This is a genomic window from Tateyamaria pelophila (assembly GCF_019966495.1).
In the GTDB taxonomy this organism is placed as follows: Bacteria; Pseudomonadota; Alphaproteobacteria; order Rhodobacterales; family Rhodobacteraceae; genus Tateyamaria; species Tateyamaria pelophila.
The window spans coordinates 1-13791 of sequence record NZ_JAIMIA010000027.1 but is presented as its reverse complement, the minus strand read 5'-3'; the positions used below and the strand labels follow the sequence as shown (position 1 = coordinate 13791).

Here is a 13791-nt window from a genome sequence, read left to right as displayed (position 1 = left end):
AGGTCAGAAAAGACCGGCTTCGCGCGCGATCAATGCAGCTTGGGTACGGTTTGCCGCGCCGACTTTGCGGTACAGTGTCTTCATATGAAGTTTCACCGTGGGTTCCTGAATGTCGAGATTTCGCGCGATCTCTTTGTTGGAGAGGCCCTGTGTCAGTCCCTCCAGAACCTGCAATTCGCGCTCCGTCAGCTTTGCGGCGAGCGGATTCGATTGCGTTTTGTCCTCGGCCGTCATGAAATCCAGCGGTGCATATTGCTCGCCCATGGCCATGAATTTGACCGCGTTTACAAAAGACTTTGCTGGCAACGATTTGGGCACAAAACCCGCGGCACCTGCCTCAAGTGCTTCTTCGGCAATCTTCTTTGTCGCCTCGCCCGAAATAAGCGCGACGCGCTGACCGTCCTTTAACGCCAGCGCCTGCTTGATCCCGTCAAGACCGTTCATGCCGGGCATGTTGTAATCCAGCAGTACCAGATCATAAGGCGCATTCGTTTCCATGCGGTCGCGGGCGGCATCGAATGATCCAACCGCGTCGACTTCCATCGTGCCTTCGTTTTCGAGGAAGAGCACCAGCGTGTCTCTTAACAGGTCGTGGTCGTCAGCAATCAGAATGCGCATCGCGAAGTCCTTAACGTCTGTCCCGACATTAGCCCGCAAGTGTGGCCGTTGAAAGGCAGGATATTGAGAGGACATTGAGACAGGTGGATAGCACGAACGGATAGGTACGCCACGACTTGCGGCTACTCAAGGCAACGTTCGCACTAATCCGTTCGCCGGTTGCGCCGCAAACCTCTCCGTCTGCTCAGTTGAGGCAAGCACCTGATTTCGTGGATTGAACGATCAACCAAACACAAACTCAGGACACCTCAAAATGCAACACGCTGCCATCGACTTTCACTCTTCCACACCTGCACCGGGTGTAAACGCCTCTTACATCAATACGCTGGACTTGAACCTCGCCGACGTCACCAGCCAACAGGCCGTTGATGCGCTTTTGGCGCCGGGCCGCCGCCGGGCGTTTTTCATGAACGCGCATTGCTGCAACGTGATGCAGCACGATCGTCAATACGCGATGGCGGTCCGCACGGCTGACGTTCTGCTGCCCGATGGGATCGGCGTGGCGCTTGCGGCAAAGATGGACGGCAAAGCACTGACCGCCAATTTGAATGGCACCGATCTCGTCCCCGAGCTTCTGGCGAAAGCCGCGAACTTGGGAAAGTCGGTTTACCTGTTCGGTGGCAAACCCGGCACTGCGGAACTGGCCGCTCAGAGATTGGTCACAAGCACTCCCGGTTTGCGTATCGCAGGCACGCGGGACGGATTTGACGGTGCAAGCAATGCGGATGCTGTCGTGGACGCCATCAACGCCTCGGGCGCAGATATTGTTCTGGTCGCACTCGGTGTGCCGATGCAAGAGCTTTGGCTGCACCGTAACGCTGTTCGCCTGAACGCGTCGCTGACGCTTGGTGTGGGCGCTCTTTTTGACTTTCTGGCAGGCAATGTGCGTCGCGCTCCTGCCGTCGTGCGCAAAGCGCGCTGTGAATGGATTTGGCGCCTCGGGGCGGAGCCCAAGCGGATGGCGCAACGCTATCTTGCCGGCAACACGACTTTCATGGCGCGCACAGCCAAAACGGCCTTGCATCGCGTCACAGTCGCGGGCGTTGCGCGCCGGGCATTGGATGTGGTGGTCTCAACCAGCGCAATGCTCTTGTTTGCTCCGGTTTTCGCAGTCACGGCCGCTGCGATCAAATTGGAAAGCAAGGGCCCTGTCTTTTTCCGTCAAACGCGGATTGGCAAGGATGGCAAGCCTTTCGAGATGATCAAATTCCGGTCCATGGTGCAGAACGCAGAAGACCTGCGGCATGACTTGCTGGCCACGTCCGACCGGGATGGAATTTGCTTCAAGTCCAAAGTGGACCCTCGGATCACGCGCGTTGGCCGCTTCATTCGTCGCGCCTCGATCGATGAATTGCCGCAGGTTTGGAACGTGTTGCGGGGCAAGATGTCGATTGTCGGGCCGCGTCCCTCCCTGCCCTCAGAAGTCGCCGCCTACCCCGCACGTGCCTATGGCCGTTTGGCAGTCAAGCCAGGGATCACCGGCATTTGGCAGGTATCCGGCCGTGCTGATGTCAGCTTTGACAAGATGATCGATATGGACCTTGCCTATGCGCGGTCACGTACGGTTCTGCTCGACCTGCTGATCATCGCTTTTACCTTCCGAGCTGTTGTGTCTGGCCGTGGGGCGCATTGAACCACCGCGCAACCAAGTGAACCATTAGACGATCTGATGGTCTCGCACTACAGCTTACGGACAGTCTTCTGCCGCCGGGTTTGTGGCATGAAATTGGTAACAAAGTCCTGATAGCTTGCTCACCGACCTATCCGATTGGATAGGTCGGTATCCCGATGCCCAGATGCGGGGAGCAGCAAGATTTGCGATGCTGACTGAAACATATGATGGAGCTTTTGATGATCACCCGTTTCCGCGCGACAATTCTGGGCCTGATGCTTGCCTTTGGGATCGCAATCCCTGCAGGCGCATCTGATATCGCTGTACCAAGCGGCACGCCGATCCTGACGATTTCCGGTGATATCGAAAAAACAAATGTTGGCGATACGCTGGTTTTTGACGCCGACACCCTTGCGGCACTTGGCAGTGTCGAGATTGAAACAAGCACGATCTGGACGGACGGTGTGGATACCTTTCAGGGTATACCACTCAAGACCCTCGTTGACCTCGTCGGGGCGGATGGCGGCACGCTTTTGGCATCTGCGATCAATGATTATACCGTTGAGGTTCCGGTTTCGGACGCAGTGGAAAACGGCCCGATCCTTGCATATCTGCTGAATGGTGCGCCGATGTCTGTGCGCGACAAAGGGCCGTTGTGGATCATCTACCCCTATGATCAAAATGCGGACTATCGTTCCGAAGTCACCTATTCCCGCAGCATCTGGCAACTCGACAGGATTGAAGTCGTGCGTTAGCTCCAAGGCACGCCAACTACGTTCATAATATAATGGAGGGTATTTTGCCCGCCAACACACCTCTGAAGGCCAAGCCCGGTCGAGCCTTTTTGGCTCTGGCCGGGCTTGTCGTTATCGCAGCCATCGCGTTTCTGACGCTGAACGTCCAACGCGAAATTCGGCAGTTGGGGTCGGCACAGTCTGACAATGTCCAATGGTCACTGGCGCAAGCTGAGGTCGAATACCTGGAATATACCCGCCAGTTAGAGATCGCGCCGACAAATCTGGTGACTCTCAGGCGTCGCTTTGACGTCTTTTACAGTCGGGTGAACACGCTGACGACCGCGTCGGTCTTTGCCGGATTGCGGGCTGATCCGGAAGCACAGGACAAACTGGAACAGATCAGCGGATTTCTTGACCAAACTGTGCCTGTCATCGACGCGAATGATGATGTCGTATTGGCACGTCTTGACGATCTGCGCGCCATGGCGGCAGAGATACGGCCAACAGTTCGTTTGCTGGCCAAATCAGGGCTGGATGTCTTCGCCAGGGCCGCGGACCAGCAGCGCGCGCTTGTGGCACGAACGATGACACAGCTGGCCTTCGCGCTTGCGTGCCTGATCGGCGCGCTGTTCCTTGGGGTGATGTATCTCAATCGGTTAAATGCACAGGTGGCGGGCCGGGAACGGGCGCAATCCCAAATCGCGACGCGCATGAATACCGTGATCTCGACCTCATTGGATGCGATGATTGTCAGTGACGCAGAAGGCCGGATCATCGAGTTCAACCCGGCCGCGGAAGCGATTTTTGGACATCACGCCGAGGATGTGCGCGGCAAGGACATTGCCAAAATCATCGTCCCGGATCATCTGCGTGACGCGCATTACGCGGGAATGGAACGGATGCGCCGGTCTGGCGAACGCAGGGTCGTCGGCAAAGGCCGGGTCCAGTTGGAAGGCAAGCGCGCGAATGGTGACACTTTTCCTGTCGAGCTTGCCCTGCAATCTGCAAAAACAGACGATGGCGAGATTTTCATCGCCTACCTGCGCGACATCTCGAAACGGGTCGCCAACGAACACGCATTGGTCGAGGCACGCGACAAGGCGCTTGCCGGTGAGAAATTGAAAACGGATTTCCTTGCGACCATGAGCCACGAAATCAGAACGCCTCTGAACGGGTTGCTTGGCAACATGAACCTGTTGCGTGATACGCGGCTCTCGAAAGAGCAGGATCGATATCTGGGATATATGGAATCTTCCGGACGCCTTCTGATGAGCCATATTTCCGACGTGCTCGACATTACACGATATGACGCGGGCAAGCTCGACACCCGGCGTGAAGCGGTCAACATCTCTGCACTGCTGGAAGATATCGTAGACAACCAAAGTGCCACGGCCGCCGACAATGAAACATCACTGGAATGGGGCTGGGACGGTCCGCCGATGCACTGGATCGTGTCAGATCACGACCGTTTGCAACATGTGATGATGAACCTTATCGGCAATGCGGTCAAATTCACCCGCCGCGGCAAGGTTAGCATCACGGCGAGCGTCCATACAGAGCCTGACCAGAGCCTGCTGACGCTGCAGATCGCCGATACGGGGGAAGGCATCGAGGATAAACTGGTCGGCCAGATCTTTGATGATTTCCTGATTGGCAATACAAAGCGCAATCGCGAGGTGGGCGGCACCGGGCTTGGCCTTGGCATCGCAAAGCGTTTCGTTCAGGCGTTGGGCGGAAAGATCGAAGTCGAAAGTGCGCTGAATGAGGGAAGTACGTTCACGGTGAAGCTGCCGGTGACCGCAGCGGAACCTCCGGCAGAAGATACAACACCTCCTGCACTCCTCCAGGCGACGCGCACCATGCGCGTGCTCATCGTCGAGGACAACGAAGTCAATCGCGTCGTTGCGCGCACAATGCTCGAAGCGGACGGGCACATTGTGCTCGAAGCACATGACGGGCGCGAAGGTGCAGACCTCGCAGCGGTAGAGGCATTCGATCTTATCTTCATGGACATCAACATGCCGGTCATGGACGGTCGGACGGCGGCGCGTCACATCAGGTCAGCAGGCGGCGTGTCCGCCAATGTGCCAATCATTGCGTTGACGGCGAACGCGATGGCAAGTGAACAAGCTGACCTTTTGCAAGACGGCATGAACGACGTCCTGACCAAGCCGTTGTCCCGTGATGCACTTCGCCAGGTGTTGGCGGATTATCAGTCCGCACAGCCGACAAACATCTGGCCCGTTGTCGATGCCGATCACACCGCAGAAACGCGTCTGGCCTTGGGAGAGGTCGCCTTTGCCAAGCTGACATCGCAGTTTTCGCATGAGGTCGAAGACCTGCTGCAATGGCTTGGTTCTGACGACGCCCATGACTATCTGGATGTCGCATCGCGCAGCCACAAGGTTGCCGGCAGCGCAGCCGTGTTCGGAGCCACAGCGCTGCGCGAAGCGCTTAAAGTGATTGAAACCGCTGCAAAAACGGGAGATCACGCAACGCTCCGGCGCGAAATCAATACACTCGCCCCAATTTGGTCTGCCACCAAACATGACCTCTTGTGACGTGTTTGATTACCGGATGAGGGCCGCGATACTGATGATGCCCAACACCCGCGCGATTTCCGCAACATTGGTGACGGTGCTGTCGTAGCAGGCCAACGCGTCGCCGGGCAAAAGGTAGGGGTCATAGTCATCCCGATCAGCCCGCCGCAAAAGATCTTCGATGTCGCGCTCTATCACCGCGGAGACGCCGGTGACCGGGTTCCGGGTGAATAAAACAGCCGAACGATCCGCACTTGTACTGCGCGGACCACCGACACAGTTGGCATCCACAACCGCCTGCATATAGCGTGTGCCGTAGGGCACTTCGCGCACCGTTTGACCAATGGCAGATGAAGCATTGTTTGATGCGGGTTGTGTCAGGTTTGACAGATACAGGCTGACACCCGGGGGGCTGATCGGACTGGGGCGCATCAGATCATCCTGGAAACACTGGCGACTGGATACAAAAACTTCATCATCGGTCAGCAGCATGATGTCGACCGCATTCTGTCCTTCGAAAACGCCGCGCATATCGAGCCGGTAAACCAGTCCCCCGCGTCGCACCTGCACCGCCGAGATATCCGCATCCGGTCGCACACCACCAGCGGCCCGCAGAGCAGCGGACAGGTTGCGCGCTTCTGTCGATGCGCCCAAAGCCGCTTGGCGACGTGCGTCAAGCTGATCGCCCGGAACGCCACCAATCTCAACCGCCCGCGGCTCGAACACAGCGCCCGACACGCCCACCGTGACCGATGCGAAATCTGCCGCGCGTACAGAGACACGCGGCGCGTCGGAGTAGAAGCCATTGTCCAGAAGTTGACTGACGATGTCTGCTTCGATCTGTGACGTGCTGCGCCCCTGTGCCCGGATCGGCGTCAGGAATGGCAGTTTGAGCTGTCCGTCACGCGAAATGACATAATCGCCGTTAAACGTCTCATCCTCACCGACGCGCACATCCACCAGATCGTTGCGTGTCAGACGTTCGCCCGCAAGTGCGGATGCGGCGATCGCAGAGCCTTTGCCCTTGCCGTCATAGCCACCCAAGGGAAGGCATTGTTGCGCATTCAATTCAGCCGAACGCAGGTATTCGGCATTCGCGCGGGACACATCGGGTTGGCGCCATTGCGCTTGATACGCAGTGCCTTCCGCAACCGCTTCAATATTGTCGGGTGTGTCATATGCGCTGCATGCCGTGCATAGCAGCAGCATCGCAAATGCGCTTCTGGTGGTGCTCATACTCTGCTGCTGCCTCGTCTATTTTTATATGACCGTTTTAAGAGATCACACGCAAACGGTCTATGGGAACTATGCCACCACCCCTATCCGATGGGATAGGGTATGGCCCAAATGCACCCATTTGCTGCCCGGAGGTGCCCGCGACAGCACAACAAAGGCGCTGTATCTGTCTCTCAACGCCACTGCATGAGCATAAAGATATGAGCACAGCACCGAACATTCGAACCTTCGCGACCAACTTGCTGTCCTATGGGGCTTCCGAAGTCGCCTCCAAGGCATCGCGGCTACTGGTTGTGATCATCGTGGCGCGGACGCTTGACCTGACTGAGGTTGGCATCGCTGCAGGAGCGATGGCTGCCGCAGATATCCTCAAGTCCCTCACCGAAAACGGGGTGGTGCAGCGCATCATTGCGGCCAAAGACCGCGAGCTTGAAGCTACTTGCGCCACAGCGTCCCGCATTTTCTGGGTCTGGTGTGTCTCTCTTTTCTGTGTGCAAGCCGCCGTCGCCGGTCTTTTGTTCGGCTTGGGAAGCAGCACGACGCTCGCCTTGCTCGTTCTCATACTCGGAACCGAATTCCTCTTTATGCCAGCAGGCCTCGTGCAGGTGGCACTGGCGATGCGCGCGGGCAAGATGAAACAGACGGCCGCAATCGCGGGCACTCAAGTGGTCAGCGCCAATCTCTTGGCGGCCGCTATTGTGTTTGTCTGGCCGTCAGCGATTGCGTTGTTGCTGCCGCGTTTGTTATCGGCTCCGATCTGGTTGATCGCAGTGCGTCGATTGCATCCCTGGAAACGCGATGTATCGGCAGGCTTCGCCCCGCTGCGTCCATTTTTTGTCTATGGTCGTGCCGTTCTGGGCATCGAGGTGGTCAAGGCGATCCGATTGCAGGCTGACAAGATCGTGGTTGGATTGACCTTGGGCGGCGAAGCGCTGGGTCTCTATTTCATGGCATTCAACGCAGGCCTCAGCTTGTCAAATGCCTTTACGATGGCGTTTGCGACCGTTCTTTTCCCAACCCTGAACCAGACATCCGACCAGTCTGCCGCATTGCGCAGCAGCATCAGTATCGCGCTTTGCCTGATCAGCCCGGTCGTATTGCTTCAGGCGATTGCAGCACCGATTTATGTCCCGATCCTACTTGGGCCGGACTGGTCCCACATTTCCGGTATCGTTTCCATTCTGTGCCTTGTAGCGATCCCGACGACAATCTGGACGGCGACAGCAGGTTGGTTGCGGACGAACAACCGGCCGGAAACTGAACTTATGGTCACATTTGCCTTGGCTGTGGCGACGGTACTGAACACCGTCTTACTTTCCCCCTTCGGCCTCACCGCTGTCGCTACTGGGTATGCCTGCGTGACGACCGTGATCCTCGTTGCAGCCGCTTGGCCAGGGTTGCGCACAGCATTCTTCACAGCACGCATTCAGGAGGTTTGAACCATGACACAGTTTTCCGTCGTCATTCCCTGCTTCAACGCAGAAGCAACAATCACAGAAACCCTGCACAGCATTTGCGTCCAAACTCTGGCTGATTTCGAGGTTATCTGCGTCGATGATGGCTCAAGCGACAAAACGCGTGACCTGATCACGCAGGCGCAGTCCCATGATCCGCGCGTGCGCCTTGTGCGCAACACGGGCAAAGGCCCAAGTGACGCTCGAAACCTCGGCGCAATCTGTTTTGCACAGGGTGACATCATTGCGTTTTGCGACGCGGACGATCTGTGGGCTCCAACCAAACTGGCCGAATTGAAACGCGTTTTTGAAACCGAAACCTGCGATGCCGTCTTCTCGAAAATCGGGTTTTTCCAACATTCGCCCAGCGACGTTCAAACGTTTTCCAACGTGCCGTCCGGTGCCCTGACCATTGCAGATCTGCTGGGCGAAAACCCGGTGGGAACGATGTCCAATTTGTCCATTCGAAAAGATCAGTTCATTGTGTCAAGCGGCTTCAATTCCGACATTGTGCACAACGAAGACCTGGAATGGCTGATCCGCTTGATCGGATTGGGGGCCTGCATTATCGGTGTCGATCAGACGCTCACCTATTATCGCGCCAATCCACACGGATTGTCCGCAGATCTGACCGCCATGATGCAAGGGCGCAACGCGGCTTTGCGCACAGCGAAGGCGTTTGGGTTTATCCCGTCCGGAGCAGATCAGGCCATCCACATGCGCTACCTTGCACGCCGCGCCTTGCGTGTCGGGGTCGACCGAACCGACGCGCTCAAATTCGCAATGCGCGGCCTCGTCGAAAGTCCCGTAGGGTTTTTCAGATCCCCGCGCCGCGGCGCGCTTACGCTTTGCGGCGCCGTTGCCGCACTCGTGCTGCCCCGCCGCACGCGCCAAATTCTGTTTTCACGCTAATTCAAGGAGTTGCGTCATGACTGTCGCCTCAATCATCGTCCCCGCCTACAATGTCGAAAAGTCACTTCCAGAAACACTGGACGCATTGTTGCAACAGACCTTTTCAGATTTCGAGATCATCATCGTCAACGATGGCTCAACCGACAGCACCGTCGATATTGCTGCGGCCTATCAAAGCGATCCGCGCGTGCGCGTCGTGCATCAACGCAATCGCGGATTGGCCGGTGCACGCAATACCGGGATCGCCGCAGCAACCGGGCACTATGTGGGGTTTTGTGATGCAGATGACTTGTGGGAACCAGAGAAACTCGGCGTTCATGTGCGCCACCTGAAGCAAAATCCCAGCGTCGGGGTCAGCTATTCCGGATCGGCTCTGATCGACGATCACGGCAACCTGCTGGGAACAGCGCAAAAGCCCCGTCTGAAAAGCATCTCGCCTGCACATATTCTCAAACGTAATCCCGTCGGCAACGGGTCAGCCCCGGTTATCCGTCGCGCTGTGTTTGAAGCAATTGCATTTCGACCAAAGTCTGAGACCGAACGCGATTGGTATTTTGACGAAACGCTGCGTCAATCAGAAGACATCGAATGCTGGTTACGTATCGCCTTAACGACGGATTGGACGTTCGAAGGCGTGCCAGGTTTGCTGACACGGTACCGCATCGCAAAAGGTGCGCTTTCGACGAATACGGACCGGCAATTCGCAACGTGGCAACAAATGATCGACAAATTGACGCCACTTGCACCGAACCTGTTTGCAAAACACGCCAACGCCGCACGCGCCTATCAGCTGCGCTATCTTGCGCGCCGCGCCATCAGTGACCGCGATGCAGATCGTGCGTTGCTCTTGATAAAATCTGCCTTTGGACAATCGCTGCGACCGGCCTTTGAAGAGCCTGTGAAAAGCGCCGTAACGGTCTTGGCGGCCCTGTTTCTCAAAGCAGGTGGCGGCCTTGCGCTGGACCTGGTCACATCATCGGTGGGTCAGGAACATGCATAATCGCCCGCGGATCGTTCATCTGATTGATGATACCACTGCGGGTGGCGTCATGCGGGTGCTGGAACATATCAAAACCTCACCTGACATGGCTGAAATCGCCGACCATCAGTTCGTTCAGGTGCAGCGCGGTCGGGTGAGCGGGCGTCACTATGATTGCGATGTCATCGTTTCTCATCTGGCGGTGAGCTGGCGCAGTCTGCCAATGTTCCTCGCCCTCAAACTGGCGAATAGCGGCGCGAAGCTGGCACATGTGGAACACAGCTACACAGCAGGTTTTGTGGCGCATAATGTCCCGAACAAGACGCGGTTTCATGCGCTGCTCAAAACAACATTTGCAATCTTCGACGCCGTCGTCGCGGTCAGTGATGGACAAGCCGAATGGATCAGGCGGGAAAAGCTCTGCGACGCGGCCAAATTGTCGGTCATACGCTCTTGCGTTGACCTGTCTGCCTTTCAGAATGCGCAACCAGTCAGCAATCGACCACGGGTTTTTGGTGCCATTGGTCGCCTTGACCGGCAAAAAGGGTTCGATACCTTGATCAAAGCCTTTCGGGCGATCTCTGACCCCAGTGTTCAACTGCGCATCTTCGGAGAAGGTGAAGAGTATGAATATCTTGCCAGTCTGGCCGCTGATGACCCGCGTATCCACTTTGACGGGTTCGCGACAAATCCCGTGCAGGCTTATGAAGCGGTGGACGTCGTGATCATACCGTCACGCTGGGAAGCCTATGGCCTTGTCGCCATTGAAGCATTGGTCGCAGGCAGAACTGCGTTATGCGCCAGTGTCGACGGGTTGAGGGACCACATGGAATACGGAGGACAGCCATTGGACACCGCCTCCGTCAGTGCCTTGACCAAAGCAATGGAAGACGTTCTTGCGACGGATGTGACAAAACCTCAAAGCGCAAACAGCGACCTTGAACACCAATTGCAAAACAGCTTTGTTACAGGATGGGCACGGTTTCTGGACACGGTCACTGGAGTTCAGGGGATTGAACCGCGCACTGGGCTGTCAGTTAAAACATGAGCACGAAGGGCGTCTCAGCCCCCGGACTGAATCGTATCAGAGGTGTCACTCAGTATGTGTGGCAAAGGCGCCTGGTCGCGAAGCAGCACGCTTCCGTATCCCATCACGCCACTGCGCCCCACAGACGATCACCTGTTCCTTCGGGTCGGCCACATCGGCGGGGCTGCTGAACGCCAGTATTATCGCCCGCGATTTGGGTCTGGCGGACAATAAAGACCACCAGTCCAGTAACGGCAGCATATCCTCAGTCGAAATCAACCCGTCAGACGTTTCGGACCTCGAAATGGCGCGCAGGATCGCCGTCATCCTTGAGGGGGCAAAAAGGGAAATTGAGGCATAAGCAGATGGCAACAGTCAAACAGGTGCTGGAAGCACCTTGGTTGCGGGATGTAAAAGAAATCGACACATCCTTCAGGACAACAGTTCAAGCCGATGCGCGCGCAGTCGAGACCGCCCAACAGCTTCAAACCGAAATAACAAAGCAAGGCGGCAGCGGGTTCGCCTTTTGTCGCAATGCCTTTGAGGGCCGTGTGGCTTGACGGGATTTCCGCCATCCTTGGCACCCAAGTGACGCCTGGAAACTGGAGCTTCGGCCAAATCAAATTGCCGTCTACGACGCGTGATCCGAACCTGCCTTGGGATGAACTTGAAGCCTCTCAAGTCGCTGAGGTCGAACGCACCACCATAATGACTATGGCCAGTAGACAGCAGGCAACATGATAGCGACTGAGCCTGAAAGGCGCATCCCGTCGCGCTTAGATTGCGAAAAAAGTAACCGCCTTGCGGAGCGTGTCTGGCCGTTACCTCCATCAAAAATCGGGGAACCCGACATTGGGTTTGCACCGCGCAGAACGGCAGATTGACATTTATCAACGCCAAAAAGAGCGATTTTGTCTAGAATAAGCGCATCAGCCAAACAGCATACCGTTTTTTCCTTGGGTTATGGATCAATCGCGCAGGAGACCTATCCACTTCATATCTGGACTGCCCAGATCCGGCAGCACGATGTTGGGAGGGATCCTGCGGCAGAATCCACGCTGTTTCGCTTCGATGAGCGGACCTGTCGGTGGCGTTATCATGGGTGCCTTGCGTGCGATGGGACCGGACAACGAGTTCTCTGTCTTTCGCAACGATGCGCAAAAGCGCCGCATTTTGCGCAGTATCGTCACCGGCTTTTACGACGAATTTCCGGATGCCGAGATACTGTTTGACACCAACCGTCTCTGGTGTGCCCACCTGCCGCTGATTGCGGACTTGTTTCCTGAGGCAAAGATCATCTGCTGTGTACGTAACCCGGCTTGGGTCATGGACTCGCTTGAACGGTTGCATCGCGAAAACCCTCTGAACGTGCCGCGCATTTTCGGATCGTCCGCGGACCGAGCGACAGTATTCGATCGCGCCGAGGCCATGCTGCGCGGCGACCGGTTGATCGGCTTTCCGCTGAACGCGCTGCGCGAAACTTATTACGGGCATTTTGCCGACAGGATTCTGCTTCTGGAATACGATATACTCTGCCAACGCCCCGAACAGGCAATCGGCCTGATCTACGAATTTCTGGGTGAACCGGCCTTTGAGCATGATTTCAGCCATGTGGAATATGAAGCCGAGGTGTTCGATAGAGCGGTCGATACGCCGGGCTTGCACAAGGTGTCCGGCCCAGTCCGGTTCCGGCCCCGCAAGACCTGCCTGCCACCTGAGATTTTCGATCGTCTCGGGGCGCTGGATTTCTGGCGTCGCGATGGCAAAACACAGGCCTTCCGGATCACTGGAAAGACCGGAACTGCCGGAGCGGAGGATCGCACCCTGCCGAATTGACGGGGCGCATTGGATGAGTTGAGGAGCGACCTTTCAGGCATGGCGCGGCACCTGCGGCAAGCCACGGGAGAGGTCTGGCTGGAGAGGAGGATACCATGACAATGATTACGGTGAATTCAGTTCTGGACACGGTGACGCCCGAGGCAGAGACCACGACTTTGCGCGAGGCTCTGGAGATCGCGCAAGGCAACGCAGGGCCCGATGAGATCGGGTTCGACCTGCCTGAAGGCAGCGTGATCGAGCTTGATCCAGACAACGGACCGCTGGTGATCGCAAGCGGTGAAACCGTCGTTATCGAGGGCGATGTGGATGGCAATGGGACGGCAGACATCACCATCGACGGTGGTGGTGCAACGTCGTTGTTGACCGTGGAAGCAGGTGCTGACGCGTCGCTCGCCAGGTTGGTTCTGACCGGCGCCTACGCGATGGGTGCTGATGGTGCGGACGGGGGGGGGGACGGGGCGAACGGAGAGATTGGGGAGCATGGTCGCCCATTTTGGAATTCGAAAAACGGAGGACCTGGTGAAGATGCCAGCAATGGAGGTGATGGCGGAAACGGTGGCAGTGCAGGCACGCTTGTAAACCACGCAGGAGCGCAGCTCGAAATTTTCGATTCATGGGTGACGGTGACGTCGACGGGCATGGGAGATCCAAGCAACATCGTTGGAGGTGCGGGCGGAGGTGGCGGAAGTGGCGGCGTTGGCGGCTATAGCAACGGTGCTGGAGATGGGGCGGATCAATACGGACCGCAAACTTATCAAACTAGGCAGCGGACTCATAAAACTCGATCCACAGCCTGACGGATGCCAGTTTGATCATCGACAGGAAATTGCGTGATGT

General features: G+C 56.9%; 12 protein-coding genes. 10 read left to right on the top strand and 2 right to left on the bottom strand.

What is annotated here, in order from left to right:
- Positions 1 to 3: 3 nt before the first annotated feature.
- Positions 4 to 618 (bottom strand): response regulator transcription factor, encoded by a 615-nt coding sequence (locus LC354_RS10825; protein WP_223423696.1) that lies wholly within the window; start codon positions 616 to 618, stop codon positions 4 to 6.
- A 253-nt stretch (positions 619 to 871) separates the two neighbouring features.
- On the opposite strand from LC354_RS10825, the gene LC354_RS10820 reads away from it, so the two are divergent.
- From LC354_RS10820 to LC354_RS10810, 3 genes are all read left to right on the top strand, one after another.
- Positions 872 to 2251: a WecB/TagA/CpsF family glycosyltransferase gene (locus tag LC354_RS10820; RefSeq protein ID WP_223423694.1), complete on the top strand. Its 1380-nt coding sequence runs from the start codon at positions 872 to 874 to the stop codon at positions 2249 to 2251.
- A 218-nt stretch (positions 2252 to 2469) separates the two neighbouring features.
- Entirely contained in the window at positions 2470 to 2985 is a 516-nt protein-coding gene (locus LC354_RS10815; protein WP_223423693.1) for a molybdopterin-dependent oxidoreductase, read from the top strand.
- 44 nt (positions 2986 to 3029) lie between these two features.
- The gene (locus LC354_RS10810; protein WP_223423691.1) at positions 3030 to 5528 is read left to right on the top strand and encodes a hybrid sensor histidine kinase/response regulator; all 2499 of its coding nucleotides are present in this window, start codon (positions 3030 to 3032) and stop codon (positions 5526 to 5528) included.
- A 9-nt stretch (positions 5529 to 5537) separates the two neighbouring features.
- Here the strand turns inward: LC354_RS10810 and LC354_RS10805 are convergent, their stop codons facing one another.
- Positions 5538 to 6743, bottom strand: a complete 1206-nt coding sequence (locus tag LC354_RS10805) for a polysaccharide biosynthesis/export family protein (RefSeq protein ID WP_223423689.1) — start codon at positions 6741 to 6743, stop codon at positions 5538 to 5540.
- A 200-nt stretch (positions 6744 to 6943) separates the two neighbouring features.
- On the opposite strand from LC354_RS10805, the gene LC354_RS10800 reads away from it, so the two are divergent.
- The 7 genes from LC354_RS10800 (at position 6944) to LC354_RS10770 (ending at position 13751) form a co-directional block, all read left to right on the top strand.
- On the top strand, positions 6944 to 8182 hold the full coding sequence (locus tag LC354_RS10800; RefSeq protein ID WP_223423688.1) for an oligosaccharide flippase family protein: 1239 nt from the start codon (positions 6944 to 6946) through the stop codon (positions 8180 to 8182).
- Between the two features lie 3 nt (positions 8183 to 8185).
- Entirely contained in the window at positions 8186 to 9109 is a 924-nt protein-coding gene (locus LC354_RS10795; protein ID WP_223423686.1) for a glycosyltransferase family 2 protein, read from the top strand.
- Positions 9110 to 9125: 16 nt separating this feature from the next.
- Positions 9126 to 10109, top strand: a complete 984-nt coding sequence (locus LC354_RS10790; RefSeq protein ID WP_223423684.1) for a glycosyltransferase family 2 protein — start codon at positions 9126 to 9128, stop codon at positions 10107 to 10109.
- Positions 10102 to 11136 carry a glycosyltransferase gene (locus LC354_RS10785; protein ID WP_223423683.1) on the top strand — a complete coding sequence of 345 codons (1035 nt, stop codon included), beginning with the start codon at positions 10102 to 10104 and terminating at the stop codon, positions 11134 to 11136. The genes LC354_RS10790 and LC354_RS10785 overlap by 8 nt, the downstream gene beginning before the upstream one ends.
- Before the next feature lie 344 nt (positions 11137 to 11480).
- Positions 11481 to 11675 carry a hypothetical protein gene (locus LC354_RS10780; protein WP_223423681.1) on the top strand — a complete coding sequence of 65 codons (195 nt, stop codon included), beginning with the start codon at positions 11481 to 11483 and terminating at the stop codon, positions 11673 to 11675.
- Between the two features lie 403 nt (positions 11676 to 12078).
- Positions 12079 to 12951, top strand: a complete 873-nt coding sequence (locus LC354_RS10775; RefSeq protein WP_223423679.1) for a sulfotransferase family protein — start codon at positions 12079 to 12081, stop codon at positions 12949 to 12951.
- 95 nt (positions 12952 to 13046) lie between these two features.
- Entirely contained in the window at positions 13047 to 13751 is a 705-nt protein-coding gene (locus LC354_RS10770) for a hypothetical protein (RefSeq protein ID WP_223423677.1), read from the top strand.
- The last annotated feature ends 40 nt before the right edge of the window (positions 13752 to 13791 follow it).